19 protein-coding genes are annotated in these 22314 nt (G+C 68.3%); 11 read left to right on the top strand and 8 right to left on the bottom strand.

Annotated elements, in window-relative coordinates:
• Complete coding sequence (locus ODI_RS01800) at positions 1-819, top strand: prephenate dehydratase (protein ID WP_067756050.1); 819 nt, start codon at positions 1-3, stop codon at positions 817-819.
• 35 nt (positions 820-854) lie between these two features.
• Here the strand turns inward: ODI_RS01800 and ODI_RS01795 are convergent, their stop codons facing one another.
• Positions 855-1490: a VTT domain-containing protein gene (locus ODI_RS01795; RefSeq protein ID WP_067756048.1), complete on the bottom strand. Its 636-nt coding sequence runs from the start codon at positions 1488-1490 to the stop codon at positions 855-857.
• Positions 1491-1673: 183 nt separating this feature from the next.
• Between ODI_RS01795 and ODI_RS01790 the strand changes: the two genes are divergently transcribed.
• Positions 1674-3584 carry a bifunctional metallophosphatase/5'-nucleotidase gene (locus ODI_RS01790; protein WP_067756045.1) on the top strand — a complete coding sequence of 637 codons (1911 nt, stop codon included), beginning with the start codon at positions 1674-1676 and terminating at the stop codon, positions 3582-3584.
• An 89-nt stretch (positions 3585-3673) separates the two neighbouring features.
• Here ODI_RS01790 and ODI_RS01785 read toward each other — a convergent pair whose 3' ends face one another.
• The 5 genes from ODI_RS01785 to ODI_RS01765 form a co-directional block, all read right to left on the bottom strand.
• Positions 3674-5185, bottom strand: a complete 1512-nt coding sequence (locus ODI_RS01785) for an argininosuccinate lyase (protein ID WP_082985381.1) — start codon at positions 5183-5185, stop codon at positions 3674-3676.
• A 120-nt stretch (positions 5186-5305) separates the two neighbouring features.
• Positions 5306-6730, bottom strand: coding sequence for an FAD-binding oxidoreductase (locus ODI_RS01780; protein WP_067756042.1), 1425 nt, complete (start codon positions 6728-6730; stop codon positions 5306-5308).
• Between the two features lie 50 nt (positions 6731-6780).
• The gene (locus tag ODI_RS01775; RefSeq protein ID WP_067756039.1) at positions 6781-7767 is read right to left on the bottom strand and encodes a Bug family tripartite tricarboxylate transporter substrate binding protein; all 987 of its coding nucleotides are present in this window, start codon (positions 7765-7767) and stop codon (positions 6781-6783) included.
• Between the two features lie 122 nt (positions 7768-7889).
• Complete coding sequence (locus tag ODI_RS01770) at positions 7890-8795, bottom strand: dihydrodipicolinate synthase family protein (protein ID WP_067756036.1); 906 nt, start codon at positions 8793-8795, stop codon at positions 7890-7892.
• A 132-nt stretch (positions 8796-8927) separates the two neighbouring features.
• On the bottom strand, positions 8928-10028 hold the full coding sequence (locus ODI_RS01765; protein ID WP_067756033.1) for a LacI family DNA-binding transcriptional regulator: 1101 nt from the start codon (positions 10026-10028) through the stop codon (positions 8928-8930).
• Positions 10029-10399: 371 nt separating this feature from the next.
• Between ODI_RS01765 and ODI_RS01760 the strand changes: the two genes are divergently transcribed.
• Complete coding sequence (locus tag ODI_RS01760; protein ID WP_067756575.1) at positions 10400-11368, top strand: Bug family tripartite tricarboxylate transporter substrate binding protein; 969 nt, start codon at positions 10400-10402, stop codon at positions 11366-11368.
• Positions 11369-11387: 19 nt separating this feature from the next.
• Here ODI_RS01760 and ODI_RS01755 read toward each other — a convergent pair whose 3' ends face one another.
• A complete protein-coding gene (locus ODI_RS01755) occupies positions 11388-12317 on the bottom strand; it encodes a LysR substrate-binding domain-containing protein (protein WP_067756030.1) in 930 nt (309 codons plus the stop codon).
• A gap of 178 nt (positions 12318-12495) precedes the next feature.
• Between ODI_RS01755 and ODI_RS01750 the strand changes: the two genes are divergently transcribed.
• The 5 genes from ODI_RS01750 to ODI_RS01730 are packed head-to-tail and all read left to right on the top strand — an operon-like array spanning position 12496 to position 18811.
• Positions 12496-14118 carry a hydantoinase B/oxoprolinase family protein gene (locus tag ODI_RS01750; RefSeq protein WP_157929694.1) on the top strand — a complete coding sequence of 541 codons (1623 nt, stop codon included), beginning with the start codon at positions 12496-12498 and terminating at the stop codon, positions 14116-14118.
• Positions 14119-14131: 13 nt separating this feature from the next.
• Positions 14132-16279: a hydantoinase/oxoprolinase family protein gene (locus ODI_RS01745; protein WP_067756024.1), complete on the top strand. Its 2148-nt coding sequence runs from the start codon at positions 14132-14134 to the stop codon at positions 16277-16279.
• Positions 16269-17483 (top strand): CaiB/BaiF CoA transferase family protein, encoded by a 1215-nt coding sequence (locus tag ODI_RS01740; RefSeq protein WP_067756022.1) that lies wholly within the window; start codon positions 16269-16271, stop codon positions 17481-17483. The genes ODI_RS01745 and ODI_RS01740 overlap by 11 nt, the downstream gene beginning before the upstream one ends.
• A gap of 33 nt (positions 17484-17516) precedes the next feature.
• Positions 17517-17990, top strand: coding sequence for an acyl-CoA thioesterase (locus ODI_RS01735; RefSeq protein WP_067756020.1), 474 nt, complete (start codon positions 17517-17519; stop codon positions 17988-17990).
• A gap of 26 nt (positions 17991-18016) precedes the next feature.
• Positions 18017-18811, top strand: a complete 795-nt coding sequence (locus ODI_RS01730; RefSeq protein ID WP_067756017.1) for an enoyl-CoA hydratase — start codon at positions 18017-18019, stop codon at positions 18809-18811.
• Between the two features lie 16 nt (positions 18812-18827).
• Here ODI_RS01730 and ODI_RS01725 read toward each other — a convergent pair whose 3' ends face one another.
• A complete protein-coding gene (locus ODI_RS01725) occupies positions 18828-19580 on the bottom strand; it encodes an IclR family transcriptional regulator (protein WP_067756572.1) in 753 nt (250 codons plus the stop codon).
• 94 nt (positions 19581-19674) lie between these two features.
• On the opposite strand from ODI_RS01725, the gene ODI_RS01720 reads away from it, so the two are divergent.
• The 3 genes from ODI_RS01720 to ODI_RS01710 are packed head-to-tail and all read left to right on the top strand — an operon-like array spanning position 19675 to position 22302.
• Positions 19675-20646, top strand: a complete 972-nt coding sequence (locus ODI_RS01720) for a Bug family tripartite tricarboxylate transporter substrate binding protein (RefSeq protein ID WP_067756014.1) — start codon at positions 19675-19677, stop codon at positions 20644-20646.
• Between the two features lie 34 nt (positions 20647-20680).
• Positions 20681-21367: an RraA family protein gene (locus ODI_RS01715; protein ID WP_067756011.1), complete on the top strand. Its 687-nt coding sequence runs from the start codon at positions 20681-20683 to the stop codon at positions 21365-21367.
• Positions 21364-22302: an NAD(P)-dependent oxidoreductase gene (locus ODI_RS01710; protein ID WP_067756008.1), complete on the top strand. Its 939-nt coding sequence runs from the start codon at positions 21364-21366 to the stop codon at positions 22300-22302. The genes ODI_RS01715 and ODI_RS01710 overlap by 4 nt, the downstream gene beginning before the upstream one ends.
• Positions 22303-22314 lie beyond the last annotated feature (12 nt).

The following is a 22314-nucleotide window of genomic DNA, read 5'->3' as shown; positions in this document are numbered from 1 at the left end:
ATGTCCCGTCCCGACACCCCCGCCAAGATCGCCTATCTGGGGCCCGCGGGCACCTGGTCACACCAGGCCTGCCTGGACCTCTTCGGCCGCTACACGGCCATCACGCCGCTGGACAAGGAGGCGCTCTTTGCCGCCTACGCCAGCGGGCAGGCCGACAAGATCTGCGTGCCGGTCATCACCTCCACCGTCGGCGTGACGCCCTACCTGGATCCCATCCTGGCCCTGTCCGCGCCCTGCATCGTGGCCGAATACGCCCGGCAACTGGACTACAGCCTGCTCGCCAACCGGGGCGCCACGCTGGATGACATCCGCAACGTCCTCGCCCACCCCATCGCCCATGCCGAGGTCAAGGCCTGGATGGACCGGGTGCTGCCGCACGCCGGCCGTGTCCACACCGCCACCAACGGCGCCGCGGCGCAGGAGGTTGCGCGCAGCGGCTCGCTGGCGATGGCGTCCATGGGGCCGCGCGTGGGCGCAGCGGTATATGGCCTGGTCTCCCTGGCCGACGGCATCGAGCAGGGGCCGCACAACGTCACGCGCTGGTGGGTGCTGGGGCGCGAAACGCCAGCGCCGACGGGCCACGACAAGAGCACGCTGTGCGTCGAGACGGACGACGAAGGCCTGTCCACGGCCCTGGCCACCCTGGTGAAGGGCGGCATACGCATCCTGACGGTCTATGAACGCCCCAGCCGCCGCTCGCTGGACACACACAGGTACGTCATCGACGTGGCCGGCCACCGCGGGGATGCCGCGCTGGCGGACGTGCTGACGCATTGCCCCGGCACGCGCGTCCTGGGCTCCTATCCGCGCACCTGCTGAGACAGGCCCGAGGCGGGCCGGAAGGCCGGTGCGCGTCAGGCGCCCTGCCGGTTGCGCCAGCGCGCCAGCGCGTGAATGGCCAGCGGCCCCACCGACAGCACGATGATGATGAGCGACACCCAGTGCAGGTTCTGCTTCACCCACGGAATCGCGCCCAGGAAGTGGCCGGCCAGCAGCATCACGCCCACCCACAGCGCCGCCCCCACCACGTTGTAGGCGAAGAACGTGCGGCGGGGCATCCTGGCCAGGCCTGCGCAGAACGGCGCCACGGTACGCACGATGGGAATGAAGCGCGCCACGATGATGGTCTGCGCGCCGAAGCGCGCGAAGTAGCCAGCGGCCTTTTCCATGTGCGCGGGCTTCACGAGCTTGCGCGCCAGGATGCGCTGGCTGAGCGGCGAGTTGCCGATGCTGTAGTTCAGCGCATCGCCCGCGATGGCCGCCACCGTCACGGCCAGCAAGGGCAGCCAGGGCGACACGCCCGCCAGCCCCAGGAAGGCGCCGGCGGCGAAAAGCAGCGAATCGCCCGGCAGGAAGGGCATGATCACCAGCCCTGTCTCCACGAAGACGACCGCGCAGATGATGAAGGTGCCCAGCACCCAGTTCTGCGCCAGCAGGGCCATGAGGCCGTGCTCGCTGGTGAGCCAGGAAAAAGCGTCGATAGGGTTCATGATGCTGCGACAAGCAAAGAAACGGAAAGCAGTCCGCACTATACCGGCGGCGTGTCAAAACCATGTCAAGCCGGGGGATTTCATTTTCATTTCCGATGATTGTTTTTTCATTCTGGATTCACGCCGCCGTCACACACGGCAAACAGAATGCGGGCCTCGATCACCACCGATGGATAGAGGCAAATGAAGGACTGGAAACGGAACGCGATCGCCGCCGCGATGCTGAGCGCAATGGCGCTGATGGCGGGCTGCGGCAGCAGCAACGACGACGATGAAACGCCCCCCGTCACCGAGACGCCCGCGGAACCCCGTCCGCTGGAGCTGACGATCCTCCACATCAACGACCAGCACTCCGCGTTGGACAGTTCCGACAGGACCCTCATGCTGAAGGACAGCACGGGCACGCCCACCGAGGTGGAAATCGCCTCGGCGGGCATGCCCCGCGTGAAGGCAGCCATCGACGCGCTGGCCGCCGAATCATCGAACGTGATCACGTTGCACGCGGGTGACGCCCTGACCGGCACGCTGTACTTCAATCGTGCCGGCGAGGCCGGACAGGCCGATGCCGCGCTGATGAACACCGTCTGCTTCGATGCGATGGCCGTGGGCAACCACGAATTCGACAAGGGCGACGCCGGCCTCAAAGGCTTCATCGACTTCCTCCACGCCGACACCTGCAAGACCCCGGTACTCAGTGCGAACGTGCAATTCGGAGAAAGCTCCCCGCTGCACGGCACCGGTCTGGTCAATCCATCGACGATCATCGAGCGCGACGGCCAGCGCATCGGCATCGTCGGCCTGACCATCGCCACCAAAACCAAGCAATCCTCCAGCCCGGATGCCACCACGACGTTCTCGGACGAAACGGAAGCAGCCCAGGCGCAGATCGACGCCCTGCGCGCCGATGGCATCGACAAGGTCATCGTCCTCAGCCACATCGGCTACCACTACGACAAGGACGTCATCGCCAGGCTGAGCGGCGTGGACGTCGTGGTGGGCGGCGATTCGCACTCGCTCCTCGGCCCGGACACGCTGGAGACCTATGACGTGGGCTCCCCGGAAGGCCCCTATCCCACCCGTCTCACCGACAAGGACGGCAAGCAGGTCTGCCTGGTGCAGGCCTGGGAATACACGAAGGTGCTGGGCGAGTTGAAGGTCAGCTTCGACGCCAACGGCGACGTGACCGCCTGCGAAGGCACGCCTCACGTCCTTCTGGGCGAGACCGTGACCGTGGGAGGCGCCGCGCCATCCCCCGAGGATCTCGTGGCGTTCCAAGCGGACCTGGCGGCCGCCGGATACCTGCGCCAGCAGGCACCGGACGCCGGCGCCGAGGCCGTGCTGCAACCCTTCAAGGACAAGGTCGAGGTCTACAGCCAGAGCGAAGTGGCGCTGGTGACGCAGGAACTGTGCCGCCGCCGGGTGCCGGGCACCGGTGGAGACACCAGCAACTCCAGCGCCGCCTGCAACGCGGAAGGCAAGGTCGCCCAGCGCGGTGGCGATATCCAGCAACTGGTGGCGCAGGCCTACCTGGACATGGCCAACGACAGCTACGGTGGTGCCGACATTGCGCTCCAGAATGGCGGTGGCGTGCGCCAGCCCCTGAACCCCGGCCGCATCACCGCTGCCCAGGTCATCGAGGTGCTGCCGTTCGGCAATGTGCTGTGGCGCATGGAAGTCACCGGCGTCGAGGTCAAGGCAATGATCGAGGACGGCATGGACGCCGTCTTCCGCACCGGTGGGACTACCGGGCCCTACCCGTATGCGGGCGGCCTGCGTTGGGATGCCGACCGCACGCAAGCCAAGGGCAACCGCGCCAGCAACCTGGAAGTCCTGGACCAGGCCACCAACACCTGGTTGCCCCTGGACGAAACCCGCACGTACCGCCTGTTCCTGCTGAGTTTCCTGGCGGGCGGCGGTGACGGCTACACGACACTCGGCAACGTTCCCACCGACCGCCGCGAGGACATCGGTGCGCTCGACGCCGACGTCTTCCAGGCCTACATCGACAAGCAGCCCAGGGATCCAGGCACGGGCCTGCCCGTCCTGAACCGGGTGGCTGACGATCTCTACAGCACGAAATCGTTCACGGAGTAGGAACGACCGGCAGGCGCGGCACCCTCACCCGCGCCTGCCGCGATATCCCTTTCTTTCCAGGCGGCCCGCCGGCCGGCCGCCGTGGCGCCTCAGGGCGGCAGCAGCCGGGCGAAATCCCTGTCCAGCCGCGCCAAGGCATCGTCGATGTGGTCGCGACGCGCGCTGGCCCAGCCGGCGTCCGCAGCCAGGCGCTTGCGGGCCAGCTCAAGCATGCGCGCCATCTCTGCCGCTTGCGGCCCGCCGGCGGTCGCCCGCGCCGCCACGATGGCGCGCGGATCCAGCGCGGCGCGGAACGCCGCCTCGTCCATGGGCAGGTCGGCCTGGTATTTCGTGCCCTTCACCGCCTCGCCGTAGATGCGCCGCGCCTCGGCGTAGGGGAAGTCGGGCGGGCGGATGCCGTGCTCGCGCGCATGGGTGACCACCTCGGACGCGAAATGGTGGCCCACCCGGAAGGGCAGGCCGTGATCCCGCATCAGCACGTCCGCCAGTTCCTGCGAGGCGGTCCAGTCGCTGTTGAGTTCCTCCAGCGCGCGATCCCGGTTGATCACCAGCGCCTTCAGCACGCGGTCCCAGCGCTTCAGCACGGCGATGGCGGCGTCCACCATTGCAGCGTTCTGCGTCACGTCCTTGGGATCGGGCATGCCGGGCGTGATGTTGTGGGTCTGCAGGACCGGCCCCATGGCCAGCGTCAACGCCGTGGACGCCTCGCTGCGCGTGTTGTTGAGCAAACCCGGATTGCGTTTCTGCGGCATCGCGCTCGACACATAGGTATTGCCGCCGCCTTCCTCCAGCAGGATCCATGGGCGCGGCTGGGCATACTGCGTCAGCACGTCCTCGACGAAATTGCCGGCATGCAGGGCGATGGCGGTCACGATGGATGCCACCTCCACCGGCTGGTCCATGGCGGCGATCTGCGAGGCGTCATAGGCGTTCTCCACCAAGGCGCCAAAGCCCAGGTAGTCGGCCATGCGCTGGCGGTCCAGCGGCCAGCCCGTGCCATTGAGCACGGTCGTGCCCATCGGGGACCGGTCTATCCGGGCATAGGCCTCGCGGATGCGTTCGGCATCGCGCTGCAGGCCGGCGGCATGGCCCAGCAGGTAATGGCCGTAGCTGTTGGGCTGGGCGGCCACGCCGTTGGTGTAGTTGGGCACGATGGTGTCCACGTGCTGGCTCGCCAGCTCGACCAGGGTGCCAGCGGTCTGGTTCAGTTGCGTGCTGAGCGCCAGCAGCTTGTCGCGCAGCATGGCCGCGCGGAAGGTCGCATGCATGTCCTGGCTGGAGCGGCCGGCATGCAGCAGGGTGATGTCCTCGCCCGCGGCCTTGATCAGCAGCGGCTCGAAGGTGATGACCGTATTCGGGCGCTTGGCGCCGGCAGCGTTGCCCGCGTCCAGCACCTTCTGCAGGCCGGCGGCCAGGCGCGGCGCCATGGCCTTGTCGAGCAGGCCCTGATCCGTATTGATGACCGCGGTGGCCTTGTTGATTTCCCCCAGCCAGAAGAACTCGTCACGGGGCGGTGCATCCGCGGCCTGCGCGGCAACGGCCACGCTCAGGAGCAGGACGGGTGCGGCGTTGCGCCCCAGGCGATGCAGGGTTTGTCTCATGCTGTTCTCGTTGTCGGGTGGGGAGCGAAAAATTCTAGCCCCGGCAGCCTGACATGCCGCTGGCAAGATTGCGACCACGCGTAACGATGGCGGCTATGCCGCGAGGCGCGGCGCAGGACGCTACTGGCGCGCCACCACCCGCCCAGGATTGAATATCCCCTTCGGATCGAACAGCTGCTTGATGCGCGCCATCATCGCCATTTCCACCGGCTGCTTGTAGCCCGCAACGGTGCTCACGCGCAGCTGGCCCACGCCGTGCTCGGCGGAGATGGACCCGTTCATGCCGGCCACCACGTCATAGATGGCCTGCGAAATCGTCTTCTCCGACGCCCGCATGGCGCGGTACGCCTCGGCATCCGACCCTGCAGGAGCCGACACGTTGTAGTGCAGGTTGCCGTCGCCCACGTGACCGAAGACGAAGATGCGCGCCCCCGGCAGCACGCGCTGCACCGCGGCGCCCGCGGCATCGATGAACTCGCCGATGCGGGAAATGGGCAGCGAGATGTCGTGCTTCACGTTCTCGCCGTCCGCGGTCTGCGCCTCGGGCAGGTGATGGCGGATCTTCCAGAAGGCGGCCGACTGCGCCAGCGACGACGCAATGGCCGCGTCGGTGACGATGCCGTCCTCGAATGCCGCGGCCATCAGGGCCTCGAAGCGCGCCGTCGCGTGCGCCTCGTTTTCCGCGTCGCTGGACTCGAGCAGCACGTAGTACGGGGCCTGGGTTTCGACGGGACTGCGCGCACCCGGCATGTGGTGCAGCACGAGCGCCACTGCCGGACCGCTGATCAGTTCAAAGGCGGTCAGACTGGCGGACAGGCAGGACTGCGCCAGCGCCAGCAGCTTCACCGCGCTGTGCGCGTCGGGCACGGCGGCGAACGCCGTCATCTGCGCGGCGGGACGCGGAAACAGCTTGACGGTGGCCGCGGTGATGATGCCCAGCGTGCCCTCCGCGCCGATGAAGAGCTGCTTCAGGTCATAACCGGTGTTGTCCTTGCGCAGGCCGCGCAAGCCGTTCCACACCTGGCCGTCGGGCAGCACCACCTCCAGCCCCAGGCAGAGATCGCGCGCATTGCCGTAGCGCAGCACCTGGATGCCGCCCGCGTTGGTCGACAGGTTGCCCGCCAGCGTGCAGCTGCCTTCGGCCCCCAGGCTCAGCGGGAACAGGCGGCCCGCGCGCGCGGCGGCTTCCTGCACGGAAGCCAGCACCGCGCCGCCTTGCGCCGTCAAGGTGTTGTTGTAGGGATCGACATCGACGATGGCGTTCATGCGCGCCAGCGACAGGATGATGCTGTGGCCGCTGTCGTCCGGCACGCTGCCGCCCACCAGCCCGGTGTTGCCGCCCTGGGGAAACAGCGACACGCCGTGCTCGCCGCACCAGCGCACCAGCGCCGCGACGTCCTCGGTCCGCTCGGGCTGGACGAGCGCGATGCTGCGGCCCGTCCAGCGCTTGCGATAGTCGGTCAGGTGGGGCGCGAGCGCGTCCCGGTCTTCGATCACGCGCCCCTGGAAGGCGGCGCGCAGGGACTCGCTCAACGCGTGTGCCATGACACTTCTGCTCCTGTCGATATCTTGCGGGCGCTGATGCCAGCCAGCGCTCAGTTCGGCTCGATGTTGGCGTCCTTCACCACGGCCTTCCACTTCTCGATCTCGGTGCCGATGAAGGCGTCGAAGTCCTTGGGGCCCTTCACCATCGGCACCGCGCCCAGCTCGACCACGCGCTTCTGCATCTCGGGCTGCGCCATGGCCTTCTGGATGGCGTCGTCGATGCGCGCGATGATGTCGGGCGAGGTCTTCCTGGGCGCCAGGACGCCGAACCACGAACCCGCCTCGAAGTTGGGCACGCCGGCTTCCGCCATGGTGGGGACGTCGGGCAGGTTGGTGCTGCGCTGGGCGCTGGTCACCGCGAGGGCGCGCAGCTTGCCTGTCTGGATATGCGGCAGGGAGGTCGGCAGGTTGTCGAACATCAGGTTGACCTGGCCGCCGATCAGGTCGGTGACCGCCAGCGCGCTGCCCTTGTAGGGCACATGCACCATGTCGATCTTCTCGCGGCTCTTGAACATTTCGCCCGACAGGTGGATGGAGCTGCCGGCGCCGCTGGACGCGAAGCTGAGCTTGCCTGGATTCTTGCGGCCGTATTCGATCAGTTCCTTCACGCTCTTGACCGGCATCGACGGCGTCACCACCAGAACGTTGGGCACCGACGCCACCAGCGTCACCGGCGCGAAATCGGCAGCCTTGAAGCGGATGTCCTTGTAGATGCTGTAGTTGATGGCCTGCGTGCCCACCGTGCCCATCAGGAAGGTATAGCCATCGGCATCTGCCTTGGCCACGAACTCGGCGGCAATGTTGCCGGCCGCGCCCGGGCGGTTCTCCACGACCACCGTCTGGCCCACGGCCTTCTCGATGTGCGGGGCGATGAGACGCGCGACCACGTCGGTGTTGCCGCCCGCCGCGAAGGGGATGATGAGCCGCAGCGGCTTGGTAGGCCACTTGTCGGCGGCCTGCGCGGCCAGCGGCACGGTGGCGAGGGTGGCCGCACCCAGGCAGGCGGCCAGAAGGCGTTGCGTGTAAGGCTGGAACATCGCTTGTCTCCTTGATGTGTTGTGTGTCGTTGCGCGGCCCTTGCCACGCAACGATTGCGACGTCTGCGCACGCGCGCCTCTTGCGGGCGGGCTGTGCGCGGGTACTGCCGGGTACGACTACGTCAGCCCGCGTCCTTGAGGTCGCGCGCCAGGCGTTGCAGCAGGCGGTCGATTTCCGCGTGATCCGTGGCATCCAGCCTGGGGCCGGGCGTGCGCATGCCGGCGTGCCGGATCGCGCCACGCCGCCGCAGCACCTCCTTGCGCACCGCCACCCCCCATTGGCTCTGGTTCTCGTAGCTGAGCAAAGGCAGATAGCGGTCGAACACGTCGTGCGCCTCGCCCACCTTCCCCGCGGTGTAAAGGGCGTAGACCTGCGACAGCATCTCGGGATGCGAGAAACCCGCCATCGGCCCGTCGATCCCGCGCCCCAGCTCCAGCGGCAGGAACATGGCGTTGTTGCCAGTCAGGATCGCCACGCGGCGCCCGGGCAGGGCACGCAGCCTGGTGATCTTGGTGAGGCTGGGCAGGTCTTCTTCCTTGATGACCTGGATCTGTGCGTGGCGCGCAATCAGTTCGCCCATGATCGGCACCGACATCCAGGTGCCGGTGGAGAAGGGAAAATCCTGCAGCACGACAGGCACGTTGCCGATGCGCTTGAAAACCGCGTCGAAGTAGCCCAGCACCTCCTGCTCGGTGCGCAGGCCGCCGGGCGGCGCGATCATCACGCCCTGGGCGCCCTGGTCCATCACCAGTGCCGTCAATTCGGCCAGTTGCGCCACGCTGCTGTGGCTCACGCCGACCACTACCGGCCGGCCCTGCGCACGCTTCACGTAGCGCGCCGCCACGGCCACCGACTCCGCCTGGGTCAGCTTGTTGGCCTCGCCGGCCACGCCCAGCACCGTCAGGCCGCTGGCCCCGTGCTGGAAATAGAAATCCGTCAGCGTGTCCACGCTGTCGAGGTCGATCTCGCCGTTCTCCTTGAAGGGCGTCTGCGCGACGATATAGACGCCTTTGGCCTGGTCCAGCATGCGGTCTCCTGCGCCCGGCGGCAGCCGGGCCTAGTGAATTATTAGCGCTAATATTACGGCGCGAGGACCGTCTCTGCCATAGGGGCTTACGCGTAGTCGGCGGCCGGGAAAGGAAAACCGGGGCGGAATGCCTCAGGCGCTTTCCCGCCGCATCAGGGTGAAACCCACGTCCACGATGGGCGCGTCGACCAGCCTGCCTTCCAGCCGGTCCACGATGCATTGCGCCGCACGGGCGCCGATGGCCGAGCCGTCGATGCGCACCGTGGTGAGCGGCGGCGTGGTCGACATGGCATAGGCCTGGTCGCCGAAACCGACCACGGCCAGGTCCCGCGGCACGCTGCGGCCGCGCGCGGCCGCCTCCAGCAGCACGCCCATGGCGATCATGTCGGTGCTGCAGACGACGGCATCCACGGCCGGGTCGCGCGCGAGCAGGTCGGCCAGGCCACGCCGGCCGCCCCCCATGGTGGCGGGCGCACGCAGCAGCGCGATGGGCGGCTCGGGCGCCTGCGCAGCGATGAGCCCGCACTCCCGCCCCGCCGCGATGAAGCTGCGCAGGCGCCGGCCCGCGCGGGGATCGTCGCCCGCCACGATGGCCGGACGGCGCCGGCCCGTTTCGGCCAGGAAACGCGCCACGCAGGCGCCCGCGGCCTCATGCGAGAAACCGATGAGCATGTCCACCGGGTCGGCGATCCAGTCCCAGGCCTCCACCACCGGGATGCGCGCCGCGCGCAGCTGCACGCGCGCGGCCTCGGTCAACACCGTGCGCATCAGCACGATGCCATCGGGGCGTCGGCCAAGGATGGCTTGCAGGGCGCCCGCTTCCTTGTCGGCGTCATAGCCGCTCTCGGCCAGCATCATCTGGTAGCCCCGGCCGCTCAGGTGATGGCTGAGCGCCTGCAGGGCCTCCAGGAACACCGGGCTGCCCAGCGTGGGCACGACCACCGCCACCAGGCGGCTGCGGCCGCTGGCCAGGCTGCCGGCGATCAGATCCGGCACATAGCCCGTCTGCGCAATGGCGTCGCGGATGATGCGCACCGTGCGCTCGGGCACGTTGTCCGGCGTGTTGAGCACGCGCGAGACCGTGTGCATCGACATGCCGGCCACGCGCGCGACGTCGGCCAGGGTCACGCGGCCCGAGCCTCGGCGCGGACGGCGGGCAGGCGGCGCGTCGGACGGCGCGGCGTTCTCGCCCGCGGGCGCACGGCGCGTCGATCGCTTCGGGGTGGCGGACATCCAGGCTCCTGCACGTTGGAAATGGCACGGCGCCCATCATAAGGCCGGCCGCGCCGCGTCCCCATCACGGTGCGCCGCATGCCGCGACACGGTGCGCCACGCGCCCGCGTGGCGCATGCGCGCGCCTCGCCAAGCCGCATGTATGTTCATTCCGCATAGGGTAGGTTCGAAAAAGAATTATGCCCACGCCGCCGTTGTTCACATAATTTGAACGCGAACGAGAGTCCGGGACGATGCAGCCAGGACCACGGAAGCGGCTGGCCAAGGGCTGCAACGCGGCGCGCGGCACGCCACTGCTTCAAGGGGGATTCCGACCCTGTTCGGTAGGGAGAGGCATGCTCGAACAACACCACATCAAGGCGGAAAAAATCATGAAGAAACTATTGTGCGCGCTATTCGCGGCCACCTTTTGCCTGGCCGCGCCAGCCCTGGCCGACACCTATCCTTCCAAGCCGATCAAGCTGGTCGTGCCGCTGGCGCCCGGCGGCACGGCCGACGTCCTGGGCCGGCTGCTGGCGCAGAAACTCAACGAGAAATACGGCCAGAGCGTCATCGTGGAGAACCGTCCCGGCGTGGGCGGCAACATCGGCGCGGAGAACGTCGCGCGTTCGGACCCGGACGGCTACACGCTGCTCTTCGGCACCATCGGCATCCACTCGACGTTCCATATCTACAAGGACCTGAAATACAACCCCACCAATGATCTCAAGCCGGTCGTGATCCTGGCCGAGACGCCCAATGTGCTGGTGGTGCCCAAGAACGTGTCCCTGGCCAACACCGCCGCAATCATCGCGGAAAGCAAGGCCAAGCCGGAATCGCTGTTCTTCGGGTCGGCAGGCTTCGGCAGTTCCACGCACATGGCGGGCGAGCTGTTCCGCTTCCAGTCGCACGCGGCCATCTCGCACATTCCCTACAAGGGCAGCGGCCCCGCGCTCACCGACCTGGTGGCGGGCCGGCTGCAGCTGATGTTCGAGAACCTGCCCACCGCGCTGCCGCTCATCCAGGCCGGCCAGCTCCGCGCCGTTGCGGTCACCAGCGCCGAACGCGCGCCGAGCCTGCCGAACGTGCCGACCATCGCGCAGGACGGCCTGCCCGGGTATGCCTTCACGGCATGGTTCACGATCTCGGCGCCCGCCGGCACACCCGACGCCATCGTCAGCAAGCTGAACAACGACATCCGCGCGGTCATGCTGGACCCGGCCCTGCAGCCCCGGCTGGCCGAGATGGGCGTGACGCCCGTGCCGGGCAACCGGGACGCTGCCGCCACGCGCGCCTTCATCGGCGAGGAGACGCAGAAGTTCGGCACCATGATCAGCCAGGCCAACCTCGTGGCCCAATGAGGCAGGATCAAGGCTGGGCCTAGCCCCACTGCTGGCGCAGCGCGGGCATCGCGGCTTTCAGCCGCTCGATGAACATCGACGAGATGCGCGACGGCGAGGAATCCAGCGCCGTCAGCAGCATCAGCTCGATCGGCAGGCTGGGTTCGAAGCGCTTGATGACCAGCCCGGAGCGGCGCAGGTGCATGGCCGCGAAGGGACTCACCAGCGCGGCACCCGCGCCCTGCATCGCCAGCAGGCACATCGTCATGGCGTAGCTCGTTTCGGCCGATAGATGCGGCGTGATGCCTTCGTCGGCGAACATCTGCGCAATGGCCGTGTGCGACGCGCTGTCGCGCGACGGCAGGATCATCGGCACGCCCTCGAGGTCACGCACATTGATGGAGCGCTTGCCCGCCAGGGCATGCGTCCGGTCCATCACGCACACCGTGTTCACCTCCACCAGCGGCTCTGCATTCACGCCTGCCGTATCGATGGACTTCAACGCCACGCCCAGGTCCGCCTTGCCCGACACCACGCTGTGGCGGATGAGGCTGGAGTTCACGGTTTCCACCGAGATGCGGATGCCCGGCTCGTCTTTCAGGAAGCGTGCCGCGATGTCGGCCAGCGGCCCCATGCCGAAGGACGGCAGGCTGCCCACCACCAGCCGCCCGCTGTGCCCGCCACGCAACTCGGCAATGGTGTGGGCCACGTGCTCCAGGCCCGCATAGGTGCGCTCGATGGTGTGGAACAACACCCGGGCCTCGGGCGTGGGCACCAGCCGGCTCTTGCGCAGCTCGAACAGCTTGATGCCGATGTGGCGCTGGAAACGCGCGATCAATTTGCTGACCACCGGCTGCGAGGTGTGCAGCAGCACGGCGGCCTCGGTAGCCGTGCCGCGCAGCATCACCGCGCGGAAGGCCTCCAGCTCGTGGATCTTCAGGGTGTGCGCGGACAGCGGCGTTTCACTCATGGCGGGCGTTCTTGGCTGGGGGATTGGCTGTCACAGGGGCTGTCACAGGGGTATGTCTGTTCGGCATGCCCGGCAGCGAAATAAACATTGGGAAGACATAGTCTAAATCGCTACAGTGAATCGGTACCAACAAAAAAACATTGCCGCGCCTGGGCGGCAATGCCTTCAAGGGGAAATGATGAGCCAGACGTTCGATCCCATCACGCTGGAGCTCCTGTGGACACGCATGATCTCCATCGTGGACGAGGCCGCCGCCGCCATGGTGCGCACCTCGTTCTCCACCATCGTGCGCGAGTCGAATGACTTCGCCTGCGTGCTGACCACGGCCGACGGACGTTCGGTGGCGCAAGCCACCAACAGCATCCCGTCGTTCATGAACACCATGCCGCGCACCATCCGCCACTTCCTGGACGCCTATCCGCTGGAAACGCTGGAACCCGGCGACGTGCTGATCACCAACGACATCTGGATGGGCACCGGCCACCTGCCGGACATCTCGGTGGCCAAGCCCGTGTTCCTGGACGGCAAGGTCGTGGCCTGGGCCGGGTCGGTGGCGCACGCCCCCGACATCGGCGGACGCATCCGCTCGGCCGATGCGCGCGAGGTCTACGAGGAAGGCCTGCAGATCCCGGTCATGAAGGTCATGCGCCGTGGCGAGATCGACCCCACCTTCGAAATGATCCTGCGCAAGAACGTGCGCGAGCCCGATCAGGTCATGGGCGACCTTTATGCCCAGTTCACCGCGCTGCGCATGATCGAGTCGCGCATGCTGGCGCTGCTGGAGGAGCGCAGGCTGGACACGCTGGACGGCCTGGCCGCCGAGATCCACGCGCGCTCGGAGAAGGCCATGCGCGATGCGATCCGCGCGCTGCCCGATGGCGAGTACCGCCACCACGCCGTCAGCGACGGCCTGGACCAGCCGGTGAAGCTGGCCATCACGCTGACCGTGAAGGGCGACGAGATCGAGGTGGATTACGCCGGCACCGACGGCCAGGTGCCGCGCTCGATCAACGTCTGCCTGGCCTACACCATCGCCTACACCTGCTACGGCCTGCGGGCCGTGCTGCTGCCCAACGTGCCCAACAACGAAGGCGTGATGGCGCCCATCCACGTGAAGGCGCCGCTGGGCAGCATCCTGAACTCCACCCCGCCCGCGGCGGGCGGCGCGCGCGCGCTGATCGGCCACTTCGTGCCGATGATGGTGATCGGCGCGCTGTCGCAGGCCATGCCCGAGCGCGCCATCGCGCAGGTGGGCTCGCCGCTCTGGTGCGTGAACCTGTCGGGCGTGCGCGAGACGGGCAGGCCCTTCACCAACCTCTTCTTCATGAATGGCGGCTACGGCGCCTCGCAGAAGCAGGACGGCGCCAACGTGCTGTCCTGGCCCAGCAACATCTCGTCGACCCCGGTGGAGATGATCGAGAAGATGTCGCCGCTGCACGTGCGCCACCGCAAGCTGCGCGACGACGCCGGCGGCGCGGGCCTGCATCGCGGCGGCACCGGGCAGGCGATCGCGCTGGAGAACCGCAACAAGACGCCCATCGTCGTCAGCTTCATGGCCGAACGCACGCGCCCCGAGGCCGCGGCGCAGGGGCTGGCAGGCGGCGAGGCCGGCGCGCCGGGCGCGGTCATCCTGAACGGCAAGCCGGTCAATCCGAAGGTTCAGCACGTGCTGAACCCCGGCGAAGTGGTGGAACTGCTCACGCCGGGCGGCGGCGGCTACGGCCCGGCCAAGGACCGCAACAAGGACGCCGCGACGGCCGACCTCGCCGACGGCTACGTCACGCGCGCCGCGCAACACTGATTGGGGAATCATCATGACAGCAGGCAAATACTCCCTGGGCATCGATATCGGCGGCACGTTCACCGACATCGTGGTCTACGACGACATCAGCGGGAAATCCGTCTCGCACAAGGAACTGACCACGCCGCACGCTCCCTATGAAGGCGCGGTGCGCGGCGTGCGCACGCTCTTCGAACGCGAGAAGATGGCCTACGCCGAGGTCGACCGCGTCATCCACGCCACCACGCTCTTCACCAACGCGCTGATCGAACGCAAGGGCGCCACCACCGGCCTCATCACCACTGCCGGTTTCCGCGACACGCTGGAAATGGCGCGCGAGCACAAGTACGAACTCTTCGATCTCCACATCGAACTGCCGCGCGTGCTGGTGCCGCGCCGCCACCGCCTGGAAGTCACCGAGCGGATGGGACCGGACGGCACGGTGCTGCAAGCGCTGGACGTCCAGCAAGCGGTGGAGCAGGCCGGTCGCCTGGCCGAGGCCGGCGTCTCGTCGGTCGCCATCGTCTTCCTGCATGCCTATGTGAATCCGGCGCACGAACGCGCCGCGCGCGAGGCCATCCAGAAGGCGCACCCCGGCCTCTTCGTGTCGATCTCCTCGGACGTGTCGCCGCAGATCCGCGAGTTCGAACGCACCTCCACCACCGTCGCCAACGCCTATGTGAAGCCGCTGGTCGACGGCTACCTGGACCGCATGTGCGCCGAGATCGCCAAGCTGGGCATCGGCGCGCCGCTCTTCATGATGCTGTCCAACGGCGGCCTGACCCACGTGGCCGAGGCCAAGCGCGTGCCCATCCAGCTGCTGGAATCCGGCCCCGCCGCGGGCGCGCTGGCCGGCGCCTTCTTCGGCCACAGCGCGCAGGTCGATGACATCCTGGCCTTCGACATGGGCGGCACCACCGCCAAGCTCGCCATCGTCGATGGCGGCGTGCCGCTCATCGCCCATCACTTCGAGGCCAGCCGCGAGAAGCGCCTGACCGAAGGCAGCGGCCTGCCGATCTCGATCTCCACCATCGAGCTCATCGAGATCGGCGCGGGCGGCGGCAGCATCGCGCACCTGGACGCGCTGGGTCTCCTGAAGGTCGGCCCGGAAAGCGCCAGCTCCAACCCAGGCCCCGCCTGCTATGGCCGCGGCGGCGCGCAGCCCACCGTCACCGACGCCAACCTGGTGCTGGGCTTCCTGGACCCAGCTTCCTTCGCGGGCGGCACGATGACCATCGACGTTTCCAAGGCCGAGGACGCCATGCGCCCGCTGGCCGAGCGCTCGGGCATGGACGTGCCCGAGTTCGCCTGGGGCATCCACTCCATCGTCAACGAGAACATGGCCGCGGCGGCGCGCGTGCACGTGGCCGAGCGCGGCCACCACGCCGGCCGTTTCGCCTTGCTGCTGACCGGCGGCGGCGGCCCCCTGCACGGCTGCGAAGTCGCGCGGCGCCTGGGCATCCGCCAGGTCGTCTGCCCGCCGGGCGCGGGCGTGGCCTCGGCGCTGGGCCTCTTGATGGCGCCCGCGCGCATCGACCGCATGGTCAGCGTCGGCTGGAAGCTGGAAACCGTGGACTGGAAAGAACTGGAGCAGGCCTACGCGGACATCGAGAACGATGCGCGCCAGGTCATCGAATCGACGCTGCCCGGCCAGGGCGCGAAGGCCCAGGTGCAACGCGCCGCCGACCTGCGCTTCGTGGGCCAGGGCTTCGAGGTGATCACCGACCTGCCCGCCGGCCCCTATGGTCGCGGCAGCTACGACGGCATCCGCGAGGCCTTCCTAGCGAACTACGCCAAGACCTTCGGCCAGCTGCCGCCCAGCGGCGAGATCGAAGTCATCAACATCCGCGTGGCCGTCTCGGCCCAGGCCGGCAGCGGCTCGCTGGACGTGCAGACAGGTTCCGTGGCGGCCACGCAGGCCCTGACGGGCCAGCGCCGCATGTACCTGGGCGACCGGCAGGCCTATGCCGACGTGCCGGTCTACGAGCGCAGCGCCCTGCAGGCCGGCCAGGCCATCGCCGGCCCGGCCATCGTGCAGGAAGCCTCCTCCACGCTGATCATCCCCGACCTGGCGCGCGCCACCGTGGACGCACGCGGCAACCTGCTGGTCGACCTGCAGCCGCAACAGGACGGCCGCGCCAACCTTTCTTCCCGCGAGGCTGAACGTGAACATGCAAACTGAAGCCGCGTTCCCGGCCACGGCCCAACGCGAAGGTCCGCTCAAGCGCTTCCGCGTGCTGGACCTGACGCGCGTGCGCGCCGGCCCCACCTGCATCCGCCAGTTCGCCGACTGGGGCGCCGACGTCATCAAGATCGAAAGCCCCGACCACATGGAGGTCAGCGATGGCTGGGGCGGCCTGCGCGACGGGCCGGACTTCCAGAACCTGCACCGCAACAAGCGCTCGCTGACGCTCAACCTGAAGGACCCCAAGGGCCGCGAGATCTTCCTGGAACTGGTGAAGCAGGCAGACGTGGTGGCCGAGAACTTCCGTCCCGACGTGAAGTTCCGCCTGGGCATCGACTATGAAACGCTGAAGGCGGTGAACCCGCGCATCGTCTACGCCAGCATCTCGGGCTTCGGCCAGGACGGCCCCTATGCCAAGCGGCCGGGCTTCGACCACATCGTGCAAGGCATGGGCGGGCTCATGTCCATCACGGGCGATCCTTCCCATGGTCCCATGCGCACCGGCATCGCCGTGGCAGACACGGGCGCGGGGTTGTATTGCGCCATGGCCATCATGACCGCCTTGCTGGAACGCGAGGAGTCCGGCCAGGGCCAGTGGGTGCAGGTATCGCTGCTGCAGGCCATGATCGCCATGTGCGACTTCCAGGCCGCGCGCTGGCTGTTCCTGAAGGAGATCCCCGGGCAGCCAGGCAACAACCACCCCACCTCGATCCCCACCGGGGTCTATCCCACCGCAGACGGCTACATCAACATCGCCGCGGGCGAGCAGGCCATGTTCCGGCGGCTGTGCACGGCGCTGGAGGTGCCCGAGCTGATGGAGCGCGAGCCCTACAGCACCGAGCAGGGCCGTTCCGACAACCGTGTCGCCTTGAATGCCGAGCTGAGCGCGCTCACCCGGCAGCGCAGCACCGCCGACTGGATGGTGCGCATGGAGGAATGCCACGTGGCGGCGGGTCCCATCAACCGCATGAACGAGGTCTTCGCCGACGCGCAGGTGCAGCACCTGGGCATCGCCACGCCGGTGAAGCACAAGCGCATCGGCCCGGTGGAGGTCGTGGGCCAGCCCTTCATGATGAGCCGCACGCCCAGCCAGGTGCGCAGCGCGGCACCCGACCGGGGCGAGGACACAGAGGAGATCCTGCGCGAGCTGAACTACTCGGCCGGGCAGATCGCGGCCCTGCGGGAACAGGGCGTGCTGTGAGGCGTCACGGTTCAGGCCTCAGGACGTGAACGCATGCTGACGATCATCGACGACGGCAAGCCGGCGCCCGCGCCGGTCTTCCAGGCGCGCATCCCGGTACGCTGGGGCGACCTGGATGCCGACGGCCACGTCAACAACACGGTGTTCCTGCGCTACGTGGAAGAAGCGCGCATGCAATGGGCGCAGGCCCTGTCGCTGGCCGCGTCCGCCCCCGGGCTCACGCCGGTGGTGGCGAACCTGGCCTGCGAATACCTGGCGCCCCTGCACTATCCCGCGACGGTCATCGTGTCGATTGCCTGCGCGCATGCGGGCAACAGCAGCCTGCAGCTGCTGTTCTCGCTGCATGTCCCGGCCGACGCGGCCGACCTCGCGCCCGCGCTGCATGCCCGTGCGCGCATCACCTGGGTCTGGCTGGACGCCGGCACGGGCCGGCCGCATGCCATGCCAGAGTCCTTGCGCGCGGCCTGCACGGCCGCCGCGCCCTCCCCTCCCTCATCGGCGGACTGATCCGCCACGCACCAAGGAGCAGCACCATGTCCGAGCAACAGGGAAGCGTCGTCGCACAGAAGGACGGCGCCATCGGCTGGGTCATCTTCAACCATGTCGAGAAACACAACGCCGTCTCGCTGGACATGTCGGCGGCCGTGCCCGGCATCATCGCCGGCTTCGACGCAGACCCGGACGTGCGCGTGGTCGTGCTGAAAGGCGCGGGCGAACGGTCCTTCATCGCGGGCTCGAACATCTCCACCTTCGACGCCGTGCGCACCGACGCCGCGCAGAACGAGAAATACCAGGCGCTGTCGCAAGGCTCCTATGACTCGGTCTACCACTGCGGCAAGCCCACCATCGCCATGGTGCGCGGCTACTGCATCGGCGGCGGCATGGACTACGCCGCCAGCTGCGACATCCGCATCTGCGCCAGCGATGCCGTGTTCGCCATCCCGGCGGTGAAGCTGGGGCTGGGCTATGGCTACCAAGGCCAGATCCGCCTGAACCGCCTCATCGGCAGCGCGCAGGCGCGCGACCTGTACTTCACCGGCAGGCGCTATGACGCGCAGGACGCCTTGCGGGTGGGACTGGTGCACGAAGTGGTCGAGCCGCAAGCACTGGAAGCGCGGGTGCGTGAGTACGCGCAAGGCATCGCCGCCAATGCGCCGCTGACGCTGCGCGCATTGAAGCGCGTCTTCCTGGAACTGGAGCGCGACCCGGCCGCGCGTGACATGGATGCGGCGCACGCGATGATCGCTGCGTGCTATGCCAGCGAGGATTACCAGGAAGGCAAGGCGGCGTTCGCGGAGAAGCGCAAGCCGCGGTTCCAGGGGAAATGAAGCGGCGGTCCGGGCGCTACGGCGACATCGGCCGGGCAGATGCCCCGCCCTGCCGCCCACCCATCATCGCCCGCGACAACTTCCCCGCCACCGACAGCACCACTTCCCTGTGCTGCGTCAGCACCGCCTCGCTCAGACGCGAGATCGGGCCCGAAATGCAGATGGCGCCGAACAGCGCCCAGTTCATGCCATAGACAGGCGCGGAGATGCTCGACACCTCGGCATCCCGCTCCCCGAGCGACATCATGTAGCCCGCGCGCCGAATGGATTCGTACGGCTCCCCTGGCTCGCCCGAGAACGCCAGAATGACCCGCCCCGGACTGCCGCGGTCCAACGGTAGCCCGGCCCCCAGCCGCACGTGATGGCGGATGGCCTTCGGGCCCTCCACCCGCACCACGCAGATGCGCTGGTTCCCTTCGCGCACATAGAAGGTCGCGCTTTCCCCGGTCGCCAGGCTGAGCTCGCGCAGCAGCGGCTCGACCACGTCATGCACGTTGAAGGTGGCCTGGTAACACGCGCCCAGCCAGCCCGCGGCGCGCGCCAGCCGCCAGGTGCCGTCGGCGCGCTGGGCCAGATAGTCGTCCATGGCCAGCGTGCGCGCCAGGCGCAACACGGTGGAACGGTGATAGCCCGTGCGCCGGCTGAGCTCAGCCAGCGACAGGTGGGCGTCCTGCACCCCGAAGGCCTGGAGGATGCGCATGGCGCGGCGGACGGCAGTGACGCCCTCGCCCGCGTCGGCGGCGGGATCGTCTTGCGCAATATCGTTCATGGCATGGAACATGTTCTGCTGTGCGAAACGCTATTGTACAGAGCGGAACATACGCTGAGAATGCAGTCACACCAAAACAAGATCGGAGACTGCAATGAAGACCTTGCGCGTCGCGCTCGTGGGCCTGGCCCTGGCCTGCTCCGCCCTGCCCCTGGCTACCCAGGCCGCGTATCCCGAAAAACCCATCCGCCTCATCGTGCCCTTCCCACCCGGCGGCGGCACCGATGCGCTGGCGCGCGCGGCCGCCAACAAGGTGGCCAGCGATACCGGCTGGCGCATCGTCACCGAGAACCGTCCCGGCGCGGGCGGCAACCTGGGCGTCGACATGGTGGCCAAGGCCCCGGCCGATGGCTATACGCTGGTGCTGGGCCAGACCAGCAACCTGTCGATCAACCCCAGCCTCTACCCCAACCTCCCCTATGACCCGCAGAAGGACCTGACGCCCATCGGCCTCATCGCCGATGCGCCGCTGGTGCTGGCCGTGGCGGCCAACTCCCCCTACAGGACGCTGGCCGACATGGTGGCCGACGCCAGGCGCCAACCCGGCGTCCTGAACTACGCCAGTTCCGGCAACGGCACGGTCTCGCACCTGGCCACCGAACAGTTCCAGAAGGCCGCCGGCATCCAGTTGACGCACATCCCCTACAAGGGCGCATCGCAAGGCGCGAACGACCTGATCGGCGGCGCGATCCAGATGTACATGTCCTCGGTGCCGACGCTGATCGGCCACATCCGCAACGGCAAGATGCGCGCGCTGGCCGTGACCTCGCGCGCGCGTACCGCCGACCTGCCCGACGTCCCCACCTTCGCCGAGTCCGGCGTGCCGGGCTTCGAGGCCGTCACCTGGTTCGGCCTGGCCGGCCCCGCGGGACTGCCGCCAGACGTGGTGCAGGCCCTGAACGCGGCCTTCGCCAAGGCGGTGAAGGATCCCGCCACGCAACAGCATTACCAGACCCAGGGCGCCGCCGTGCTGACCAGTTCGCCGCAGGCATTCAGTGAGCTGATCCGCAAGGAAAGGACGCGCTGGGAACGCATCGTGCAGGAATCGGGCGCGCGCGCCGACTGATGCACCCACTTCATTCTTCCCTCGCAGACCCATCATGAACCAACTTCCCGACATCATCCGTGACTTCGACCGCGTCAGCCCCGAAGTCGTCAAGCAGGCAGCCGGATTCCAGGCTGCCATCCTGGCCGACGTCGCCGGCCGCCGCGGCACGCTGCACGCCCGCGTGGCGCCCGTGCATGAACGCATGGCGCTGGCCGGCCCGGCCTTCACCGTCGAGGTCCGCCCTGGCGACAACCTGATGATCCACGCCGCCATCGCCATGGCCAAGCCGGGCGACATCATCATCGTCGACGGCAAGGGCGACCAGACCGCGGCGCTGATGGGCACGCTGATGCTGAGCGCCTGCAAGAAGCTCGGCCTGGGCGGGGTCGTCATCGACGGCGCCATCCGCGACAAGCTGGAAATCCTGGACCTGGGCTTCCCGGTCTTCAGCGCAGGCTTCAACCCCGCCGGTCCCACCAAGTTCGTGCCGGGCCGCATCAACCACCCCGTCTCCGTGGGCGGTGTCGCCGTGCAACCGGGCGACCTCATCGTCGGTGACGCGGACGGCGTGGTCGTCGTGGAACGCGCCAAGGCGCCCGCCATGATGGCGCTGGCGCAGAAGAAAGTGGCCGACGAGGCCGCCCGCCTGGAAGCCATCGCGCGCGGCGACACCGCGTCGACATGGCTGCCCGCGGCCCTGCGGGCGGCCGGCGTCCTGAAGGAAGGAGAGTCGCTGTGACACGCGGCACCATCCTCGTCACGGCTGCCGACCTGGCGCTCCAGGCCGTGGCGCTGCTGGACGGCTACGACGTGGTGTACGCCGGCAAGACACCGGCAGAGGCCGACATCGTCGGCCTCTGCAGGCAGCACGACCCTGTCGCCATCATCGTCCGCTACAGCGGCGTGTCGCGCGCCGCCATCGAGGCCGCGCCGTCGCTGAAGGTGATATCCAAGCACGGCAGCGGCACCGACACCATCGACAAGGCAGCCGCCCAGGCGCATGGGGTCGCGGTGGTGGCCGCCGTCGGCGTGAATGCGGCCGCCGTGGCCGAACAGGCACTGGCGCTGCTGCTGGCCTGCGCCAAGTCAGTGCCGCGGCTGGATGGCCGCATGCATGACGGCCACTGGGACAAGGCCACGCACAAGAGCCTGGAGCTGCAGGGCCGCACCGTCGGGCTCATCGGCCTGGGCGCCATCGGCCTGCGCTTTGCCAAGATGGCCCACGCGCTGGATGTGCAGGTGATCGGCCACGACCCCTACACACGCGACCTGCCCGCCCATGTGCGCGCCGTGGACCTGGACACGCTCTGGCGGGACGCCGACGCCATCTCGCTGCACTGCCCGCTGACCGACGACAACCGCGGCCTCATCAACGCCGCCACGCTGGCACGCTGCAAACCCGGCGTCATCGTGGTCAACACGGCCCGCGGCGGCCTCATCGACGAAGCCGCGCTGCTGGCGGCGGTGCGCAGCGGACAGGTGCGCGCCGCGGGCCTGGACAGCTTCGCCGTCGAACCCATGACGGCAGGCCATCCCTTCCAGCACCAGCCGGGTTTCATCCTCAGCCCGCACATCGGCGGCGTCACGAGCGACGCCTATGTGAACATGGGCGTCACCGCCGTGCGCAACGTCCTGGACGTGCTGTCTCGCAAAGGCCACGCCCAGCCCCTCTGACACAGCGCCACC

The organism is Orrella dioscoreae (assembly GCF_900089455.2).
Lineage (GTDB): Bacteria > Pseudomonadota > Gammaproteobacteria > Burkholderiales > Burkholderiaceae_B > Orrella > Orrella dioscoreae.
Note: the sequence above shows the minus strand (reverse complement) of the source record. Positions and strands in the feature narration are given on the sequence as shown.

Excerpts from the sequence above, each read along its gene's own strand:
- ODI_RS01765 (WP_067756033.1), bottom strand. The coding sequence starts at position 10,028 with ATGTCCGCCACCCCGAAGCGATCGACGCGCCGTGCGCCCGCGGGCGAG.
- ODI_RS01770 (WP_067756036.1), bottom strand. The coding sequence starts at position 8,795 with ATGCTGGACCAGGCCAAAGGCGTCTATATCGTCGCGCAGACGCCCTTC.
- ODI_RS01745 (WP_067756024.1), top strand. The coding sequence starts at position 14,132 with ATGACAGCAGGCAAATACTCCCTGGGCATCGATATCGGCGGCACGTTC.
- ODI_RS01740 (WP_067756022.1), top strand. The coding sequence starts at position 16,269 with ATGCAAACTGAAGCCGCGTTCCCGGCCACGGCCCAACGCGAAGGTCCG.
- ODI_RS01775 (WP_067756039.1), bottom strand. The coding sequence starts at position 7,767 with ATGTTCCAGCCTTACACGCAACGCCTTCTGGCCGCCTGCCTGGGTGCG.
- ODI_RS01720 (WP_067756014.1), top strand. The coding sequence starts at position 19,675 with ATGAAGACCTTGCGCGTCGCGCTCGTGGGCCTGGCCCTGGCCTGCTCC.
- ODI_RS01790 (WP_067756045.1), top strand. The coding sequence starts at position 1,674 with ATGAAGGACTGGAAACGGAACGCGATCGCCGCCGCGATGCTGAGCGCA.
- ODI_RS01715 (WP_067756011.1), top strand. The coding sequence starts at position 20,681 with ATGAACCAACTTCCCGACATCATCCGTGACTTCGACCGCGTCAGCCCC.
- ODI_RS01795 (WP_067756048.1), bottom strand. The coding sequence starts at position 1,490 with ATGAACCCTATCGACGCTTTTTCCTGGCTCACCAGCGAGCACGGCCTC.
- ODI_RS01785 (WP_082985381.1), bottom strand. The coding sequence starts at position 5,185 with ATGAGACAAACCCTGCATCGCCTGGGGCGCAACGCCGCACCCGTCCTG.
- ODI_RS01750 (WP_157929694.1), top strand. The coding sequence starts at position 12,496 with ATGAGCCAGACGTTCGATCCCATCACGCTGGAGCTCCTGTGGACACGC.
- ODI_RS01725 (WP_067756572.1), bottom strand. The coding sequence starts at position 19,580 with ATGAACGATATTGCGCAAGACGATCCCGCCGCCGACGCGGGCGAGGGC.
- ODI_RS01735 (WP_067756020.1), top strand. The coding sequence starts at position 17,517 with ATGCTGACGATCATCGACGACGGCAAGCCGGCGCCCGCGCCGGTCTTC.
- ODI_RS01730 (WP_067756017.1), top strand. The coding sequence starts at position 18,017 with ATGTCCGAGCAACAGGGAAGCGTCGTCGCACAGAAGGACGGCGCCATC.
- ODI_RS01755 (WP_067756030.1), bottom strand. The coding sequence starts at position 12,317 with ATGAGTGAAACGCCGCTGTCCGCGCACACCCTGAAGATCCACGAGCTG.
- ODI_RS01800 (WP_067756050.1), top strand. The coding sequence starts at position 1 with ATGTCCCGTCCCGACACCCCCGCCAAGATCGCCTATCTGGGGCCCGCG.
- ODI_RS01760 (WP_067756575.1), top strand. The coding sequence starts at position 10,400 with ATGAAGAAACTATTGTGCGCGCTATTCGCGGCCACCTTTTGCCTGGCC.
- ODI_RS01780 (WP_067756042.1), bottom strand. The coding sequence starts at position 6,730 with ATGGCACACGCGTTGAGCGAGTCCCTGCGCGCCGCCTTCCAGGGGCGC.